Annotated in this window: 23 protein-coding genes; 3 read left to right on the top strand and 20 right to left on the bottom strand. The window is 29.9% G+C overall.

Translation table 11 applies throughout. From position 1 onward, the window contains the following. Window positions 1-10 precede the first annotated feature (10 nt). Complete coding sequence (locus tag ABWP20_RS06055) at window positions 11-1,420, top strand: YfcC family protein (RefSeq protein WP_353094739.1); 1,410 nt, start codon at window positions 11-13, stop codon at window positions 1,418-1,420. A gap of 151 nt (window positions 1,421-1,571) precedes the next feature. On the opposite strand, the gene ABWP20_RS06050 is transcribed toward ABWP20_RS06055, so the two are convergent. From ABWP20_RS06050 to ABWP20_RS06040, 3 genes are all read right to left on the bottom strand, one after another. Continuing rightward, window positions 1,572-2,360 carry a family 1 encapsulin nanocompartment shell protein gene (locus ABWP20_RS06050; RefSeq protein ID WP_353094737.1) on the bottom strand — a complete coding sequence of 263 codons (789 nt, stop codon included), beginning with the start codon at window positions 2,358-2,360 and terminating at the stop codon, window positions 1,572-1,574. A gap of 13 nt (window positions 2,361-2,373) precedes the next feature. Next, window positions 2,374-2,715 carry an encapsulin-associated ferritin-like protein gene (locus tag ABWP20_RS06045; protein WP_353094735.1) on the bottom strand — a complete coding sequence of 114 codons (342 nt, stop codon included), beginning with the start codon at window positions 2,713-2,715 and terminating at the stop codon, window positions 2,374-2,376. Window positions 2,716-2,898: 183 nt separating this feature from the next. Continuing rightward, window positions 2,899-3,156 (bottom strand): YkuS family protein, encoded by a 258-nt coding sequence (locus tag ABWP20_RS06040; RefSeq protein ID WP_353094733.1) that lies wholly within the window; start codon window positions 3,154-3,156, stop codon window positions 2,899-2,901. A gap of 157 nt (window positions 3,157-3,313) precedes the next feature. Here ABWP20_RS06040 and ABWP20_RS06035 point away from each other — a divergent pair, with 157 nt between their 5' ends. Beyond that, entirely contained in the window at window positions 3,314-3,526 is a 213-nt protein-coding gene (locus tag ABWP20_RS06035; protein ID WP_353094731.1) for a hypothetical protein, read from the top strand. Here ABWP20_RS06035 and ABWP20_RS06030 read toward each other — a convergent pair. Then, entirely contained in the window at window positions 3,510-4,889 is a 1,380-nt protein-coding gene (locus ABWP20_RS06030; protein WP_353094729.1) for an MATE family efflux transporter, read from the bottom strand. The two genes, ABWP20_RS06035 and ABWP20_RS06030, sit on opposite strands and share 17 nt — an antisense overlap. 226 nt (window positions 4,890-5,115) lie before the next feature. Here ABWP20_RS06030 and ABWP20_RS06025 point away from each other — a divergent pair, with 226 nt between their 5' ends. Then, window positions 5,116-5,898 carry a formate/nitrite transporter family protein gene (locus ABWP20_RS06025; RefSeq protein ID WP_353094727.1) on the top strand — a complete coding sequence of 261 codons (783 nt, stop codon included), beginning with the start codon at window positions 5,116-5,118 and terminating at the stop codon, window positions 5,896-5,898. A gap of 62 nt (window positions 5,899-5,960) precedes the next feature. Here the strand turns inward: ABWP20_RS06025 and tlp are convergent, their stop codons facing one another. From tlp to ABWP20_RS05945, 16 genes are all read right to left on the bottom strand, one after another. After that, on the bottom strand, window positions 5,961-6,194 hold the full coding sequence (gene tlp / locus ABWP20_RS06020) for a small acid-soluble spore protein Tlp (protein WP_353094725.1): 234 nt from the start codon (window positions 6,192-6,194) through the stop codon (window positions 5,961-5,963). A 58-nt stretch (window positions 6,195-6,252) separates the two neighbouring features. After that, the gene (locus ABWP20_RS06015) at window positions 6,253-6,450 is read right to left on the bottom strand and encodes an alpha/beta-type small acid-soluble spore protein (protein ID WP_353094723.1); all 198 of its coding nucleotides are present in this window, start codon (window positions 6,448-6,450) and stop codon (window positions 6,253-6,255) included. Between the two features lie 542 nt (window positions 6,451-6,992). After that, complete coding sequence (locus tag ABWP20_RS06010; RefSeq protein ID WP_353094721.1) at window positions 6,993-7,667, bottom strand: NAD(P)H-dependent oxidoreductase; 675 nt, start codon at window positions 7,665-7,667, stop codon at window positions 6,993-6,995. Beyond that, window positions 7,657-8,235: a flavodoxin family protein gene (locus ABWP20_RS06005; protein ID WP_353094720.1), complete on the bottom strand. Its 579-nt coding sequence runs from the start codon at window positions 8,233-8,235 to the stop codon at window positions 7,657-7,659. The genes ABWP20_RS06010 and ABWP20_RS06005 overlap by 11 nt, the downstream gene beginning before the upstream one ends. 15 nt (window positions 8,236-8,250) lie before the next feature. Beyond that, complete coding sequence (locus ABWP20_RS06000) at window positions 8,251-8,763, bottom strand: PadR family transcriptional regulator (RefSeq protein ID WP_353094718.1); 513 nt, start codon at window positions 8,761-8,763, stop codon at window positions 8,251-8,253. Between the two features lie 407 nt (window positions 8,764-9,170). Next, entirely contained in the window at window positions 9,171-9,377 is a 207-nt protein-coding gene (locus ABWP20_RS05995) for a helix-turn-helix domain-containing protein (RefSeq protein ID WP_353094716.1), read from the bottom strand. A 9-nt stretch (window positions 9,378-9,386) separates the two neighbouring features. Further along, the gene (locus tag ABWP20_RS05990; RefSeq protein ID WP_353094714.1) at window positions 9,387-9,863 is read right to left on the bottom strand and encodes a DUF2975 domain-containing protein; all 477 of its coding nucleotides are present in this window, start codon (window positions 9,861-9,863) and stop codon (window positions 9,387-9,389) included. 293 nt (window positions 9,864-10,156) lie between these two features. After that, a complete protein-coding gene (locus ABWP20_RS05985; protein WP_353094712.1) occupies window positions 10,157-10,729 on the bottom strand; it encodes a pyridoxamine 5'-phosphate oxidase family protein in 573 nt (190 codons plus the stop codon). Window positions 10,730-10,753: 24 nt separating this feature from the next. After that, window positions 10,754-11,761 carry a radical SAM protein gene (locus ABWP20_RS05980; RefSeq protein ID WP_353094710.1) on the bottom strand — a complete coding sequence of 336 codons (1,008 nt, stop codon included), beginning with the start codon at window positions 11,759-11,761 and terminating at the stop codon, window positions 10,754-10,756. Window positions 11,762-12,038: 277 nt separating this feature from the next. Beyond that, the gene (locus ABWP20_RS05975) at window positions 12,039-12,488 is read right to left on the bottom strand and encodes a peroxiredoxin (protein ID WP_353094708.1); all 450 of its coding nucleotides are present in this window, start codon (window positions 12,486-12,488) and stop codon (window positions 12,039-12,041) included. A gap of 120 nt (window positions 12,489-12,608) precedes the next feature. Beyond that, window positions 12,609-13,391, bottom strand: coding sequence for a DUF975 family protein (locus ABWP20_RS05970; protein WP_353094706.1), 783 nt, complete (start codon window positions 13,389-13,391; stop codon window positions 12,609-12,611). 145 nt (window positions 13,392-13,536) lie between these two features. Next, entirely contained in the window at window positions 13,537-13,818 is a 282-nt protein-coding gene (locus tag ABWP20_RS05965) for a ribosomal protein L7/L12 (protein WP_353094704.1), read from the bottom strand. 315 nt (window positions 13,819-14,133) lie between these two features. After that, entirely contained in the window at window positions 14,134-14,778 is a 645-nt protein-coding gene (gene pcp / locus ABWP20_RS05960) for a pyroglutamyl-peptidase I (RefSeq protein WP_353094702.1), read from the bottom strand. A 19-nt stretch (window positions 14,779-14,797) separates the two neighbouring features. After that, entirely contained in the window at window positions 14,798-15,796 is a 999-nt protein-coding gene (locus ABWP20_RS05955; RefSeq protein WP_353094700.1) for a 2,5-dihydroxypyridine 5,6-dioxygenase NicX family protein, read from the bottom strand. Window positions 15,797-15,820: 24 nt separating this feature from the next. After that, complete coding sequence (locus ABWP20_RS05950; RefSeq protein ID WP_353094698.1) at window positions 15,821-16,765, bottom strand: DUF979 domain-containing protein; 945 nt, start codon at window positions 16,763-16,765, stop codon at window positions 15,821-15,823. A 15-nt stretch (window positions 16,766-16,780) separates the two neighbouring features. Next, on the bottom strand, window positions 16,781-17,458 hold the full coding sequence (locus ABWP20_RS05945) for a 5-oxoproline transporter, DUF969 family subunit (protein WP_353094696.1): 678 nt from the start codon (window positions 17,456-17,458) through the stop codon (window positions 16,781-16,783). Between the last annotated feature and the right edge of the window lie 43 nt (window positions 17,459-17,501).

The raw sequence follows: 17,501 nt of genomic DNA, 5'->3' as shown, positions 1-17,501 counted from the left end.
GAATATATAGATGAAAAATAAAAATGAGAGAAAAGAATTAAAAATGCCTCATACCTTTATTATTCTTTTCGTATTCATAGTTGCTATGTCCCTACTTAGTTATGTTGTACCAGCAGGAGAATATGAAAGAATTCAAATGGATGGCAGAGATGTTGTTAATCCAGATTCATTTGCTATTCTAGAAAAAACACCTGTTACATTAATGGGACTTTTAAGTGCTGTACCAAGAGGATTCGTAGAATCTGGAGATATTATAATACTTACACTTTGTGTTGGTGCAGCAGTAGCGGTACTTCAAGCCATAGGTGTAATTCCTGTAGCTATTGAAAAGTTAGCAAATAAATTCTCCAATAAAAGCATTTTGATAATTCCACTTCTAATGTTTATATTTTCATTAAGTGATGCTTTTATAGGAGTTAATGAAATGACTCTTGTATATGTACCTATTATACTTCCATTAATGATTAGGTTAGGTTTTGACTCTATGACTGCCTGTGCAATTGCTTTATGCGGATCAGCCGCAGGTTTTTCAGCAGCACTTACTAATCCATTTACTATTGCAATTGGACAAAAAATAAGTGGACTTCCTCTTTATTCCGGATGGCAATTTAGAGTAATAACTTATGCAGTTACTTTAGTAATTGGTGTTATCTATACAATCAAATATGCTAAAAAAGTTCAAAATAATATAACAAAAAGTTATGTATATGAAGAGGATATTGAAAAAAGAGAATTATACGGAAACAAATCCGATGGTAAACAATTAGAATTTACCACTAAACAAAAATATGCGGGAATTTCAGCAATCATACTTTTAATCGTAACATTAGTTGGAGTAATCGCTTTTAAATGGGATATGTTTGAAATGAGTGGTATGTTTATTACAATCGGTGTAGTTTCTGGTCTTATAGGCGGATTTTCAGGAAATGAAGTATGTGATAATTTATTAAAAGGTTGCGGGGATATGCTAATGGGAGGAATTATTATAGGTATTGCAAGAGGTATCTCAGTAGTTATGAGACAAGCCAATATAAGCGATACTATAGTGCATTTCTTTGCAAATATGCTAGGTAACATCCCTGGAATATTCGTAGCCATAGGTATATTATTTGTAGTAACTATAATGAATTTCCTTATACCATCTGGTTCAGGCAAGGCTGTAATTCTCTTCCCAATTCTTGCTCCTTTGGCAGATGTTGTAGGGGTTACAAGACAAACAGCTGTTTTAGCTTATCAGTTTGGTGATGGTTTTTCAAATATTGTATATCCATCATCTGGATACTTTATGGCATGTATTGCAAATGCCGGAGTTCCTTGGAAAAAATGGGTAAAGTTTTTCATGCCCCTACTTATTATTTGGACCATAGAAGCAGCAATATTTCTTATAATAGCACAAACTATTGGTTTTGGTCCTTTCTAAATTAAATCCTTATTCACTGCTTTATATTATATAAATATAATTTTAATCCCATCTCTAAAATATTAGAGATGGGATTGATTTTATTTCATCATAAATCATTATACATATATCTAAACAAGCCCAAGTAAATATACACTTGAATTTATCTATGTTACTTTAGATTATATTTAACTATTATAGATGGATCTAATACTCTAAAAGTAAATGATTCCATAACAAAGAATCTTACAGTTTCATTGTTATGGGTTTGATATCCTATTGAGAAATCTCTACCAATTGTAAGCTCTAGGTCATCATGATTATATGGTAATAAATATGCTCCATCAATTACATGATTAAATACAATCTTTCCTCCAATTAATTTTTCAATTCTCTCATCTAATGGATATGCTGTTTCTTTAGCTATAATTCTTTTATATGCTTCTTCATTTACTACTAATGTAAAAGGTCCTTCTACATAGGACTTTCTCAATTCAACTAATCCCTTAGCTATTGCCTCCATTATGGCTGTAGGTTCTTTCCCTAATGATATTTCTTGAAGTTCAACTGAATTTTTTATTCCCTTAATTGAATTACTTTCTAATCCATTATATATAGCGTTTTCTTCAAACAGAGCAATGCCTTTCATAGCTTTCTCTAAGGGTTCATAGTCAATATCCTTAGCTCCCCTTGAAATATTGTCTAATTCCCATCTTTTCATTTCAAATTCAACCCTTAGCTCTGTTAAAGGAAGAACCTTATATCTGCCATAAGAAACGCCTTCTGCCTCTTCAATATTAGTTAATCTTCCTTCTGTAACTACATTATAGTCTAATCCCTTTGGTCCAACTACTTTTACTACTTTTCTAGCTGACAAATAAGATTTTAATACTTCTTTTGCCTTTTCATCTATTTCATTCCAAGCTTCATTAGATATAGGTGCTAATTCTCTATATAACATCAATATCACCCTCCTATTTTAAATCTCCAATATTTAGATTTGGTTCACCTTTAAATGCTTCCGTGACCTGTTCCTCTAAATGTGAAATAGGCCCTTCTGTAAATAAGTATGTTTTAAGTTCTTCATCCCATTTATCCATATTTCTTCTCAACCATTCTAAAATCATACAAGCATGCTCAATCTCTTCATCTCTATTGTGAGCCATTATGTTTTTTAATTCTTGGTCGTTTGAAGCAACTACCCTCTGATTATACCAATCTACAGCCTCAACCTCTTCCTTTAGACTGTTTAAAGCTCTAGATATATTTAAAGCTTTCTCGTCTAATTTTTCTACAGGTTCATGATACTGAGTCATACTATTACCTCCTATTATTTTATTGTACTATTTTAAAATTACCCTATTAAAAATCTTATTAAACAATTATAGTATAATTTATATCTAATTATAATTCATATAAATATGTATAATAATAGAATTAAGATATAACAAATAGCCTGCATAGATATTATATGCTATACAGGCTTATTTATTAGAAATCTAGTGCAATTGTTGTTCAAGTCTATCTTTTACTTCCTGAGGAGTTAATCCTTTTGCATTTACTATTGGTTCCTTAGTTTCTGTATCACTGATTCCTAACATATCCGTATTATATCCTGCTGTTACAATAGCATCAAAACTACTTAACTTTGGAATATTATTATCTATGGATTCGCTTAATACTTCTATTGAATAACCTTCACTGGTTAAGTAATCTGCTACATTTGTCAATCCTTTTTCTATACCAATTTTCTTCATAGATTTATCACCTCTAAGCTATTTTATACAGAATAACAATATAATATACACTGTATATTTATAGCTCATTTTTTGTTCTTATAGAAATTTTTAACTCTTATAATAATAAGTTTTTGTGAAAAAGTATATATACTATAATTATATTGGAGGGAAAGAAATGACATTAAAGGTCTATTTTGGTGAAATAAGCGCAGCACCTAATTTATCTCAACTAATTTTAAACTCTGGCTCAGACAATTTAGGTGAAGGAAATTCTTCTTTGGCTGCTTCTAGTCCTATGGTTAGTGGCATGGGTTCCTTACTCCTCTTTGGCCTTAATCCTGGTTCGATTATTTCCAAAAAGGAGTTTTTATTTATGCAGCTTGACTAAATCTATCTAACTCTTCTACAACATTTTTTATCCATTTTTTAGAATGAAATCGTCTAGCTTCAAAGAATATTTTTACTACCTCCTCTAAGGAGATTACAAAAAATACTATTTCTAATGATAACTTAAAATACATTGCAGCCATAAATCCTGCTGGAATTGCAAAGAACCATATAGTTCCCAGCTGAACTAACATAGAATAAATAGTATCTCCTCCTCCTCTAAATACACCTACAATCATAAGTACATTGAAAAATCTAAGGGGTGCAAAGCATGCCATAATTTTAAGTACTGTAATTGTAATATCTAATGTGTCCTTATTAATCTTAAATAATCCTACAACTGCAGGAGATGCAATCCACAATGACATACCCGTTATCAGTCCTACAACTGGAGCAAGTATACTTAACTTTATGGCATAATCAATTGCAAGTTTCTCTTTACCTGCCCCTATCTGATTTCCTATCATAATTGCAGCTGCATTAGCAAGTCCTACAGAAAATACCATAAACAGATTATTAATAGTACTTGCTATTTGCATACTAGCAACTTCACGAATGCCTATTTTGCCATATATTATTGAATATACAGATAGTCCTATGGACCATACTAATTCATTAATTATTACTGAAGAAGATGTTTTAAAATACATCTTAACAAACTCACCATCAAATCCCATAATATCCTTTATTTTTCCAGAAACAATAGAATTAGATTTATATGCGCAAATAATTATAAATACCATCTCTACTAATCTAGCTATAGTTGTAGCTAAAGCCGCTCCTGCTACTCCCATTGCAGGAGATCCAAAATGACCGAATATAAAAGCATAATTTAAAAAACCATTTGTTAACACACCTATTAAACTTCCGAACATTGGTAAATTTGCTATTCCTATACATCTTAATACTGTTGAATAAACTTGAGTAATACTAGTAAGTACAAAGGTTGCTGAAATAATTCTTATATACTGAACTCCTAGGTTTATTACTTCAGTATCTTTGGTAAATATTTTTATTATTTCTCTAGGAAATAATAATACTGGAATAAAAAATAGAACTGAAACTATAAGACTTAAAATCATGTCTAGCCCTAGCATTTTCTTTATATTTAAAATATCTTTTTTACCCCAAAATTGGGACATAAATATACCCGCCCCTGCATTAACTCCTGATAAACACAACATAAATACAAAAAAATATTGATTAACTAAACCAACAGCTGCAATTGAACTCTCTCCTAGTCGACCTATCATTAGATTGTCAACCATATTTAATGATGAACTAATTAGATTCTGTAAAGTTATTGGTATAACTAATGTAAGAATTGCAAGAAAAAATTCCTTGTCTTTAAATGTCCTTTTCATTTACGTCACCCTCCTATTTTTAACACAAAAAAGCAAATGGGTATTAAGCCGCCCATCTGCTTATATATTAGAATTATATATTTAATTAAATTCACAAAAACAAATTATACAACAATATTGCATAATGGTCAATATCTTTTAATTGTTATTCTTGAATTATTTTCTATCCTAGTGGAAATATATTATATATAACAGCTCTTATTATTACAGAAAGTGGGTAATATACATGGAAAAAAGATTTCTTGCCCCATCAGAGGTTGCAAGAGCTACAATTGCCTCTGCTGAAACAAAGGCAAGTTTATCTGTAACTCGATTGATAATTCTTGGGATAATGGCTGGAATCTATATTGGCTTTGGAGCCTTTGGTGATATTGTCATTATGCAAACTTTAGGTAATATAGATGTAGGATTAATGAAGTTTTTAGGCAGTTCCATTTTTCCTGTTGGTTTAATGTTAGTTGTTTTTTCTGGTGCTGAACTTTTTACTGGTAATAATTTAATGACAATGGCTCTAATGGATAGAAAAATATCTATGAAAGGATTATTAAAGAATTGGTCTTTAGTATATTTAGGAAATTTTATAGGTTCTTTAATTTTAGCTTATCTTATATATAAATCCCAATTAATAAATAAGGATATCCTAAATATTATATTTGGTATCGGCAATTCTAAGACTTCTATAAGCTTTCAAGTTGCATTTATAAGGGGAGTCTTATGTAATATATTAGTTTGCCTTGCTGTATGGACAGCTGCAGCAGCACAGGATATAATCTCTAGAATATTTACTATATGGTTTCCAATAATGTTATTTGTCTTGTCTGGATATGAGCATAGTGTAGCAAATATGTTTTTCTTACCTTTAGCAAAATACTCTGGGCTTAATATTACTTGGAATAATATATGGTTTTCAAACTTAATTCCTGTAACCTTAGGTAATATAGTAGGTGGCGGATTAGTCTTACCTACTGCTTATTATATTGCTTATATTCTTCCTGCTAAAAATAAATAATGTATAAAAACCAAAGTGGACTTACTAAAGTCCACTTTGGTTTTATTTTGTACATAGTTTATTTACTTATAATTATTCTCTCTTGCTATTGCTTCATCCTTAATTTCTTCTTTCATTCCACTTAGAGATTGTTCTCTCCTTTTATTTTTTTCCATTAATGCTTTTTTTGTTTTTTCATCATCTGTTTTTGCAATCATTTCTTCTGCTAGATTATAATTTTTAATTGTATTATCAATATTAAATTGTATCTTTTCAACATTATCTCTTCTATCATCTGGTTTTGGTTTATCATTCATAATTTACATCTCCTTATTTTCATTAATTTGTTTTTTGTTTAAGATATAGTATAGTCTTTTATTTATCTATAAGCTGCTTTTGTCCCATCTCAACTAATTTCTTAGTCATCATTCCACCTACTGTACCAGCTGTAAATATATTCTCCACTGGATTTAGATTAGAGAGATTATCTGATAAGCCTATTTCTTTAGCCATCTCTATTTTCATCTCTTCCAAAGCCTTTGCATCATTAGGATTTAGTGAATTTTTTGCCAAAATACTCACCTCTACATCAAAGTTTTATTCTTTATTATTTTGGATATTTTAATGATTTTAAATACTAGGTAATTTAATGAAAGTGTTTTGCTGAGTTTTATTATATTAATTAAACTTATTTTGAATATCAATAATAAGTTACAATACAATAATTTAAATAACTATATCTACATTACTTACAAAAATTTAAAAATAAAATAAAAAAATACATTCTACATATTCCGAATAAAAACACTAAAACATTTATAACATTTTTTAAAAAATGGAATTAAAACTAAGTATGAACTATTGATTTAACTAAAGTTACTACAAATATTTGTAGCACAAATAGTTAAATTTTAAATTTTAAAAGAAAAATATCCTAAAATTCTCTATTACTAGTTGCAAATGATATAAATAGAATTTATACTTAGTCTTTCTGCAGATTTTATTAGAAATTACACAAGGAAATGTAGTTTACCTAAAATAACTAATCCACAAAACATTAAATATTCTGCGGATTAGTTATTTTATATAAATAAGGGCCTTTAATTAAATCCCATTTATTTTACATAGGGTTTTATATATAAATTCTTATGAGCATTAAACTTTTTAGCTTGAATCTTCCACCCTTTATTAGCAATTAATATATATAACCAACTAGGTATTATTCCTTTTGACAGTAAATTCTCTGCCTCTAAAGGTATATCTTCATTATTAGATATTGTATCTGCGGTTATATCTAAAGCTTTGACTATATTCCTAGCCATGCCGCCTAAATTCTTAATTGACATACCATTTATTGCAGCTCCACCTCCTATAGTAAGACCACCAAGCCATTGAAATCCAGCTTTATTTGCGAAAACCTCACATATCTTAAGAGCTGTATTGCTCTGAAATGATTCTGGAAACCCACTATTTACAATAGAAATAAAACTTTGCTTTTTAGAATTTACCATTCCCTTTCTGTTTTCACCTATAAGTTCAAAGGCTTTAATTAAAGGGGATGGTAAATTATCTACATATAAAGGAGCTGAGACTATGACTATATCAGCATCATTTACTTTAGAAAATAGACCTTCTACGTCATCCTTTAGAACAGAGACTATATGCTCCTTCTCAGAAGTAAATCCTTTATTATGCAGCCCTTCAAGCAGATAATCACCTAGGGATTCAGAAGTACTGTTTTTAATTTTAGGGCTTCCAATTAATAATAAGGCTTTTTTCTTATTTAACATATTCTATCCCCTTTCTATTACTTAATTTCTCTTTTAACTCATACTTAATCAGTTCCTCTGATTTATTATGTACTGTTCCTCCGCTGAAAGAATTATACCAATTTAAAGAGTTTCTTTTAATAAGATTATTAAATACTTCTTCCATATCATTGTCTTCCTCTAACATCATGCCTAATACTACTATCTCTGGATATGCTTTATATCTCTCCTTATGATGTACTTCTCCATTAATCTTTTTAAAAAAGGGAAGTAATAATGGAATTATTCTATCTAGAGCCTTTTTAAGTTCAGATGAATATCCTCCATAGATTACAGGAGTAAGATATACTACTAAATCCATATTAATAATAGTTTCTGTAAGCACTCGTCCATAGTCATCTATTACACAAATTCCAGGTGTCTTTATCCAACAGCCAAAACACCCCATGCATTCTTTTATATTCTTTTGGTAAAGTACAATTGATTCCACTTCATAACCCTGTTCAATAATTACCTCTTCAGTAAGCCTATTCATTCTTTCCATACTTTGATCTTCTTTTAATGCGCCGTTAAGTATTAATGCTCTCACTTATACATACCTCCCTTATTTATTATTTAAATCCTTTAAAAACTTTTTATACCAATTGACCATAAACTTTAAATGATCTATTCCAAAGTAAAGTGTTGAGATTTCAAAATACCCTGCTTTATTCCTAATCTCAACCTCAAGATTTTTAAGTTCCTCTAACTTTTTATTAATATCTTCAATTAATTGTTCTATAAGTTTTGAAGCTTTTTCCTTTGGAAGCTTCTCATAAAAAAATATTTTAGCAAGAATATCTTCATAAGATCTCATGAAATCTATAGGTTCTTCTAGCCATTTAATAAATGCCTCGTTTCCAGCTTCATTGATACAATATACTTTCTTATATTTCCCATCTTCTATAACCTTTGTAGAGTTTATTAAACCATCCTTTTCTAATTTATTTAATGCAGGATAAATGCTCCCAAAACTTGCATTAGCAAAATTTGATGTACTTTGAATCATAATTTGTTTTATATCATACCCTGTGAGATTTCTATAAGTTAAAAAACCTAGAATTATAAATTTTATCATTAATGTCATCCTTCCTTAATTTTAATATATCGTATTGATATATATCATATAGATATGTATAATGGAAGTCAATATAAAATATTAAATTTATAAAGTCGTTGTATATAAATATTTTTTGAAAAGCTAAGATTGTTTATAGTGGAAATTTTAATCGTCCTCTTCAATCAGGGAAATAATATCTAAATACAAAAAATAAAAATGCCAAATATATTTAGCATTTTCTTATAATAAAATAATATTAAAATTGATTTATAACCTTGACCGATTAAGTAAACTATTCCATTCTACCCATTTCATTTTCATATTAATGAAAAGAGAACTCAAAATATATTACCTTTGATTTTTCATCACAATAAACAATTATGAATATTAATCAGTTATCAACATTTTGCATATTCTTCTTTTCATTAATCTTCTATATATTCCAATATGTCTCCTGGCTGACAATCTAAAGCCTTGCATATTGCATCTAATGTAGTTAATCTTATGGCTTTAGCCTTTCCGTTTTTAAGAATAGAAATATTAGCCATAGTTATACCTACCTTTTCTGATAACTCTGTAACACTCATTTTCCTCTTTGCCAACATTACATCAATATTAATCATAATAGTCATATTATCACCCTATATTGTAAAATCATTTTCATTTTTTATTTCAACCACCTTCATAAGTAATGCCCTGAGTACAGCTGCAAATACAGCAATTATAAATGAGATAAATATAATTATTAACCCTATAACCAGCAATGCTGGAGGAAGTGCATTTTCTACATTAAGATATATAACCCCTATAATATAAATAATTATCACAAATATTGCAGAGAATGTAATTATCTTTAAAGACTTACAGGCATCTTTAGTAAAAGCATTTTCTTTCTTAATAAGATTTAATAGATTAAATGTTTGAAAAATCCCTATATAAAAAGGAATACATGTAAGATAAATTCCAAAAAGCATAGGATATCTTAAATAGGCAACCTCAGGGTATATTTCAACAGTAACTTTGGCTATATATGGCAGCCAAAAAACACTAAGTAATAAAATTATTGCCCCAATTAGTGTAACAGATATTTTTAAAGCATTAATCATCCATTTCTCCATAATTATCACATCCTAACTATATTATATTTATTAATATAACATGATTATTATTATAATCCAATATATATTTATTGTAACACAATAAATGTATAAAAAAATAAAAATGCCAAATATATTTAGCATTTTTATTAATTTTTATTATATTAAAATAATATTAAAGATAAGCAACCTCATAGTTTAATTAAATATATTTAAATTCTACCACTTAAATTCTAGAAATTCTCTAAAAATATATTTAAATTTGAACTTGTTTATCTGTAAAGCTGATCTATAATCTCAGTTAATTAAGTAGACTATTCCATTCTGCCCCATTTCATTTCTACACCATCTTTGTCATATTTCTTTCTCTTGCCAGAAATACTTTCAATATCAATACGTATTACACAAGTAACCCTTAGAGAATTTTCAATAGCTGCATCAAAATATGCCATATTCCAAGGACAATACTTCTCAGATAAAAGTCTTAATCCTAATATTTTTTCATCATTATCCTCAACAATATTAGCATTACCAAAAACTACTGTTGACTCAAATTCTGTAGTAAACTTCCCGCTAGCTTTCTTTCCAAGGGTTTTTGGATCCTTCATTGCTTCTTCTAACTCTCCAGCAGGACCTGGTGCTGGAACATTTACATCACCAACAAAAGACATACATACCTTAGGATTTCTCTTTATATTTTCTATTTTACTGCCTTGTTGTGCTGAATGGATATATATCATATTCTCATATCTAACAAAAGAAATTGGAATGCCATAAGGATTTCCATCTTCATCTATAGTAGATAAGGTTCCGAATTCAGCCTTATCTATAATAGAATAAGCAAACTTATCATCCATTTTCCTATCTTTTCTTCTCATTTCCTTCATAAAGTCTCCTCCTCTTTTTATAATCTATTTCCAGTCTGGAGACGGCCCTTCCAATACCTTCCACTCAGTATTTGAAAATACTTTCTTAGCACTTTCAATACTTTGACCTCTCCCACCATATTCTGTCTTATCTTTTAAATCTCTTGGATTAGTACCTACCTCAGACCATGCTATATTGGCTCCTGCATTAGCTGTTAACATGGAATGTCCTGAACAATTTAATCTATTTTTTCTACCAGCCGCTAATCTATATATGGCTACATATAAAGCTCCTTTGACTTCACTTATCATACCTTCTTGTGCAAGCATAGTTCCCGGAACAGCTATTCTCTTTCCAGCACCACTAAATACTGGATCTATATCTATGCTTAGTAACGTACTATCTGCTAGTTCCTCTGGAGTGTGCTCTGGACCAATTGGTTCAACACAAGTGCATAATTCTAATCCAGATTTCTTAATATTATCTATGGTTTTCAATCTTTCTTCAACACTTATATTAGTTACTATACCTTCTCTTAATCTTATTGCATGATAAACTCCATTAACACCTTCCTTTTTTAGCTGTTCTGCTTGTTTTAATGTCATATCTGCAGTATTAGCTAATAATGGTAAATCCTTGCTTATAACATTCCTAACTTCTGAAACTACCTCTAATAATTTTTCAAATTCATAATTTGCTGTTGTTAGTAATAAAATAAGATTGGCTCCATCATATTCATATATTTTAGCATATTCAATAATATCTTCTAAAGGTGTCTCCATCTTTTGTGTTCTTAACTTATTGCAAACAGCAAAAGAACAAAATTGACAATTCATTGGACAGGGATTCGCATCTAATCCTATTTGGGAATGGATTTCTGCTATTCCACCTGATGCTTCCATAGACATCTTACGTCCCGCCCATTGGATATAGTATGATTCTTTTGAAAAACAGTCTACTGAATATAACTTAATAATTTCTTCTCTAGTTAACTTATTCCCTGCCAAGGCCTTTTCTACAATTTCATAAATTTCCATATTTAACAATTCCATTAGAACCTCCTCGATTATGCCTTATTTGTATTTTATCCCATTTCTAGCTTATCATAAAGCATATCTAGTGTTCAATCTGGCTTCCCTATTTAGTGTATAGAAAATTTTAATATAGATTTTGTTTATATTCGTAAGCCCAATATATACCATCTTTGTTAAACCATCTCATCACTTATAGAATTAGATGACTCTTCTTTCACGAAAATTGATATAAGTTATTAAGAACAAATTCAAGATAATAATTTAATATCGGATAATAGTAAATATTAGAAATATTTTACTCTCCATTTTTTATAAATTCTAATACTTTTTCTGCATGTCCCTTTGCCTTTATATTTCTGAATTCCTTTATTAATTCTCCCTCTTTATTGAATATAAAAGTTGACCTTTCAACTCCCATATATTCCTTTCCATACATCTTTTTAAGTTTCATTACTTCAAATAAATTATGGACCTTTTCATCTTCGTCACTAAGAAGTAAAAATCCTAGACCATGCTTGTCCCTAAACTTAGTATGAGATTTTAAACTATCTCTACTTATTCCAATTATAACAGTATCTTGTTCTTCAAATTCATCATGTAGGTCCATAAATTCTAATGCTTCTGTAGTACAACCTGCTGTATTATCCTTTGGATAAAAATATAATACTATATTTTTTCCTTTAAATTTCTTTAATGAAATATCATCACCATCTGTTTCCTTCAATATAAAATCGTAATTTAGCATAATAAACCTCCTATTATTTATCTCAATTATAGTATATTCATACAAATTATCTTCATTTAAATAAATAACCTTTAAGAAAATCTCTCCTAAAGGTTATTTATTTAATATTTAATTATTGATTTATTCCAATACTATATTTTCATCTATATAGTCACTATCAGAATCATCGGCATCATTACCAGATAAGATATTATATAGTCTTGCCATAGTAGCCTCTTTATAAGGGTTGACAAAAATTCCTCCTATACCAAAGAAAAGGGAACCCAATATATACCAACCCCAGAAAGATAAATCCAGTATAAATATATCCATTTTATGTCCATCTGTCATATCCATACTTCTTCTTATAGCCCTATTAGCTGGTAAATTAGGTTCTTCAGATAGAATATATGGTACCATTATATATTCATAATGTTTTATTATTCCTGGAATTATCAATAATAACGACCACAAGAAAGTATATAATCCCCTTACAAATTGTGTTGTTATAATTCCAAAATACTCCTCAGAATTAAAGACCGAAAATAAATCTTTTACATCTGCTTCATCCTTAAACCCTCTTAGAAAAAATCGAACTTTACCTACTCTAAGGGCATAGACTATGGTTATTGTAACTATTATGGAAACAATAATTAATGTTATTGCAAGTCCAACTGATATGTAAAATATAGGCGATATCCCCAATTTATCAGCTATAAAATTTAATACAACATTATTAGGCTCTAAAGGAATTTTTCTTGTCATAATATCAAATCTACGACTATCATAATCCCTATTGTTAGAAACTTTAAAACTAATACCACCACTAATTATGATTACAATAAGACATACTACAAATGCTTTCCAATAATGTTTTCTCAAAAATTCCTTTGCATAATTCTTGATCTCTACTCTTGACCACATACAATCACCCCTTAAGTTATAATAACTAACATTACTACAACTCATTTCAGCTCATATCCCATCCCCTTCCACCAGTTTATTTATATCTACCCCTTATTCTATTATAATATCAGACAATCTTTCATTATGATATAAATTTGATATATTATAAATTATCAACATAGTCCTTTGCTTCCTTTAGTCCCATATCAGTAGCTTCTCTTAACCTTTTTATTGCCTTAATTCTCTCATTTTTCCTGATGAGTTCAATTAGTTCACTTTTAAGTTCATCAGATACATATTCTGATGATAGCTCGTCTAATCCAAGATGTTCTATAATTTTATCTAATTTTAATTCTAACTGTTTTTGCTTACGTCTTAGCTCATTAATGTTCATATTAAAAAGAGCAAACAAAATAACTATTAACATCATAGGCATATAATCCATACTTCAACCTCCTTCAGTGAATAATATATATTATTGCATCTTAGCTATATTTAACTATACTATATCTTATGGAAAGGTTTCTTTATAGAATTTTTTATTCTAAATCTTTTATATTTCAAACCAATCCCCATAGGCAAAGATAGTAATAAAAGAATAGCTAAAACCTATCTTTGTAGCCTGATTATATCATAGCAAGTAGTATTCATAAACAACAAAAAAGGATGATTGACATCATCCCCATAAAATATTCTTAACCTTTTAGTCTTTAAAATTTCCTATACTTTTATTTTATCTTAAACAAACTCATAATAACTATTACATTGTTGTACCCATAGGCTCTTTACTTTCTTCATTATTTTCAATAATAGCCACAATTGCATACTCCAATGCTTTAGCAATAGTCTCTACTGGCATAGATGGAATACCATCTTTCTGTAATACAGCTTGCTCTGTGGAATAAGGCACATGGATAAAGCCTGCACGTATATTAGTATTTTTTTTATTTGTCATATACAATACATTATACATTATGCTATTGCATACATAGGTACCTGCTGTATAAGAAATATTAGCTGGTATGCCATGTTCTCTTATATTCTTTACAATTGCCTTTACTGGAATGGTTGAAAAATAAGCAGTTTCTCCATCCTGTTGCAACATTTGATCTACAGGTTGATCACCATCATTATCTGGGATTCTTGCTTCTGCAAGATTAATAGCAACCTTTTCTACTGTAATACTAGAACGTCCGCCTGCTTGCCCTACATTGAGAACAACATCTGGCTTATATTCTTCTATGGCCTTTTCTACAACTAAAGCACTCCTCGCAAATACAGTGGGAATCTCAAGTTTTATAATATCACAATTAGCTATCCTATCTGGAATAAGCTTCACAGCTTCATAAGCAGGATTTATTTTCTCTCCTCCAAAAGGATCAAAACCAGTTACTAATATTTTCATACAATTTGCCTCCCTTAAATCAATATATTTGTGGTTCCGGTACTATAATTCTTCCCTGTTGCATAATTTTTCTATTGTCAGCATAAATATCAGGTTTTAAACTGACCAAATCAAAATGGCCACTTGCCTCATGGATTCCTCCAAGTCCTATATTCCTTCCAAAGCCTATATGAAATGTTCCATAGGAAGATTCATCTTCTATATAACAATTCCCCTCACATTTAGCATAAGAATTTAATCCTATACCAAGCTCTGAGGCAACATACATATGTTCATCTTCATATTCTTCAAGATATTTTTTCAGTACATTGCCACTTAAATTTTTTTGAATTTCCTTAATCCGTCCTTGGGAAATTGTTATCTTTATTGGTTCCTTAGGCCGTCCAATATAACCAAGAGAACCATCCACTATCATTGTTCCTTCAGTCTTAGTTTCAACTATAGGTATATAAACTTCAAAGCTTGCTGATGAATACCCTTTTCCATCTTTGACTACACCATTGAAAAATCCCGGTGTGCGATTTTGCTTATATACCTTAAGATTAGTCCCAATTTTAGTTATTATTTGAAGCATAGATGAATTATGAATATATTTCATAATTACCTTTGCCATCATCTTGCTTTTCTTAGTATCCATCCTTATAAAATCATAGGATAACATGGACTTCTGATTTCTTACAAAAAGAGGTAGCGAGAGAAACTTACTTCCCTTTTCAATTGCTCTTTTAACTGCACGTGTTGTGACTAATGAGTAGTCTGTAGCGCCGATAATAGCAGTATAGTCATCGAATACCCTTTCATTTTCATCAAAAAATATACCAACTTTTATTCCTGCTTTTTCCACAATCATTATATCTACAAAAGCTTTTTTCTCTAGACATATTTTTTTGAGTATAGAAGACTCTAGCATGTATTTTTCGCTAGTAACAATCAATAACCTATCTCGCCTTTTAATCTTCATCCAATCATGTATTATAATCTGGGCTCCATGCTCCAAACGCTCTAAGTAATTCCTCATACTACCCCTCTATCCATATTCTTCTTATTTTAATATAATCATATATACAATTTGAAAAGCAATCATAATTAATGCCGGTATTATCTGATTTTTAATAACTCCCATTCTATCCTTCATATCAAGCATTGCGACTGGAACGATATTAAAGTTTGCCGCCATAGGTGTACATAATGTTCCACAATATCCTGCTGTAAGTGCAATCATACCTACTACAACTGGATTAGCCCCATATGCTAATACAAAAGGAGCACCAATTCCTACAGTCATAACAGTAATAGCTGCAAAAGCATTTCCCATGATCATAGTAAATAACATCATACCAAGTGCGTATACAATAATACCAATATTAACATTTCCCTTTGGAATAATATTTCCAACTAAAAGAGCAATTACATCCCCAACTCCTGCTGCAGTAAATATTGCACCAAGACTAGCTAAAAGCATTGGTAACATACTAAGAGGTCCAACAGTAGATAATAAACGTTCTGAATCCATTAAAAAAACTTTTGGCTTATTACTTGGAGAGAAAATCATCAACAATACAATAGATACAAGGATTCCAACTCCTACACCAACTAATGCACCCATAGTTGTAAAGATAGCAAAGATAATTGCAAATATACCAATTGCCAATGCAGGAATAAATATTTTCATTCCAATTTTATCAAAAGCAACTTTTGCTTCTTCATAAGTAGGAGTATTTTGATGTCCGATTTTAACTTTATGCAAGATTGATGGAATTGTCATAATGATAATTAATATTCCATTAACAATTGCTGGTATCCATCTTCCAAATGCCAGTACAATACCTAATGAACACCAAAAAATAGCTGTTCCCATTCTACAAGGATTTTTTTCATCCATTGCATTTTTAATTCCTGTATAAAGTGTAATTAAACCAATAACAATATAAATAACTTCTAAAAGTTTAGCTCCTAACAATACTTCTTTGTCCATAAAAAATGTCATACTATTCCCTCCTTTCTACTTTTCATCATAATATTTTTTATAAAGTTTCTTATCTTTTAAATAATAGTAAACAATTGCTACTAAAACAGCAACAATAGCTACTGGAATTTCTACCTTAACTAAATCAATTAATTCTACATTATAACCAAGTGAAGCTAAAGTTGATTGAACTAAAAGACCGCCTGCTCCGCCTACAAATAATACTTGACAGAAAAACCATGCAATGTTTTCCATTCCTGAAGCCATTCCCTTTATTTCTTCTAAATGCCTTTCATCTATGCTTCTACCTGAAGCTTCTACTGAACCTGTTGCCATAGGCATAATAATAGGTCTTACAAATCCTGCAACTCCACCAAAACTTACATTAAATGCAGCAAAGATACCTCTCATAATGCCATAAATACCAATAACCTTACCTGGAGATGCTCCCTTTACCTTACCAATAAGTTTTGCAGCTGCTTCTTTTAATCCATTTCTTTCTAGGGTTCCCGTTACAAGCATGATTAATATAAATATCGCCATACTTCGATTAGAAACAAAGGAATTCCCAAGAGTTTCAAGCAGTCCTACAACTCCAAGATTTCCTACAAATGCTGTCACTATTGCAGCACATAGGATAATTAAAATGGAATCTTTCTTAAGTGCAAATCCAACGATGACAATAAGGATTCCTAATAATTTAATTAGCTCCATACTTCTTCATCTCCTTTATAAATAATTATTTATTTCAAGCTAT

Origin of the sequence: Tissierella praeacuta (genome assembly GCF_040396155.1) — a bacterium.
GTDB classification, from domain to species: domain Bacteria; phylum Bacillota; class Clostridia; order Tissierellales; family Tissierellaceae; genus Tissierella; species Tissierella praeacuta_A.
Note: the sequence above shows the minus strand (reverse complement) of the source record. Positions and strands in the feature narration are given on the sequence as shown.

Bases quoted from the DNA above. Each gene is read 5' to 3' on its own strand.
- ABWP20_RS06055 (WP_353094739.1), top strand. From the start codon at position 11: ATGAAAAATAAAAATGAGAGAAAAGAATTAAAAATGCCTCATACCTTT.
- ABWP20_RS06050 (WP_353094737.1), bottom strand. From the start codon at position 2,360: ATGTTATATAGAGAATTAGCACCTATATCTAATGAAGCTTGGAATGAA.
- ABWP20_RS06045 (WP_353094735.1), bottom strand. From the start codon at position 2,715: ATGACTCAGTATCATGAACCTGTAGAAAAATTAGACGAGAAAGCTTTA.
- ABWP20_RS06040 (WP_353094733.1), bottom strand. From the start codon at position 3,156: ATGAAGAAAATTGGTATAGAAAAAGGATTGACAAATGTAGCAGATTAC.
- ABWP20_RS06035 (WP_353094731.1), top strand. From the start codon at position 3,314: ATGACATTAAAGGTCTATTTTGGTGAAATAAGCGCAGCACCTAATTTA.
- ABWP20_RS06030 (WP_353094729.1), bottom strand. From the start codon at position 4,889: ATGAAAAGGACATTTAAAGACAAGGAATTTTTTCTTGCAATTCTTACA.
- ABWP20_RS06025 (WP_353094727.1), top strand. From the start codon at position 5,116: ATGGAAAAAAGATTTCTTGCCCCATCAGAGGTTGCAAGAGCTACAATT.
- tlp (WP_353094725.1), bottom strand. From the start codon at position 6,194: ATGAATGATAAACCAAAACCAGATGATAGAAGAGATAATGTTGAAAAG.
- ABWP20_RS06010 (WP_353094721.1), bottom strand. From the start codon at position 7,667: ATGTTAAATAAGAAAAAAGCCTTATTATTAATTGGAAGCCCTAAAATT.
- ABWP20_RS06000 (WP_353094718.1), bottom strand. From the start codon at position 8,763: ATGATAAAATTTATAATTCTAGGTTTTTTAACTTATAGAAATCTCACA.
- ABWP20_RS05995 (WP_353094716.1), bottom strand. From the start codon at position 9,377: ATGACTATTATGATTAATATTGATGTAATGTTGGCAAAGAGGAAAATG.
- ABWP20_RS05990 (WP_353094714.1), bottom strand. From the start codon at position 9,863: ATGGAGAAATGGATGATTAATGCTTTAAAAATATCTGTTACACTAATT.
- ABWP20_RS05985 (WP_353094712.1), bottom strand. From the start codon at position 10,729: ATGAAGGAAATGAGAAGAAAAGATAGGAAAATGGATGATAAGTTTGCT.
- ABWP20_RS05980 (WP_353094710.1), bottom strand. From the start codon at position 11,761: ATGGAATTGTTAAATATGGAAATTTATGAAATTGTAGAAAAGGCCTTG.
- ABWP20_RS05975 (WP_353094708.1), bottom strand. From the start codon at position 12,488: ATGCTAAATTACGATTTTATATTGAAGGAAACAGATGGTGATGATATT.
- ABWP20_RS05970 (WP_353094706.1), bottom strand. From the start codon at position 13,391: ATGTGGTCAAGAGTAGAGATCAAGAATTATGCAAAGGAATTTTTGAGA.
- ABWP20_RS05965 (WP_353094704.1), bottom strand. From the start codon at position 13,818: ATGGATTATATGCCTATGATGTTAATAGTTATTTTGTTTGCTCTTTTT.
- pcp (WP_353094702.1), bottom strand. From the start codon at position 14,778: ATGAAAATATTAGTAACTGGTTTTGATCCTTTTGGAGGAGAGAAAATA.
- ABWP20_RS05955 (WP_353094700.1), bottom strand. From the start codon at position 15,796: ATGAGGAATTACTTAGAGCGTTTGGAGCATGGAGCCCAGATTATAATA.
- ABWP20_RS05950 (WP_353094698.1), bottom strand. From the start codon at position 16,765: ATGACATTTTTTATGGACAAAGAAGTATTGTTAGGAGCTAAACTTTTA.
- ABWP20_RS05945 (WP_353094696.1), bottom strand. From the start codon at position 17,458: ATGGAGCTAATTAAATTATTAGGAATCCTTATTGTCATCGTTGGATTT.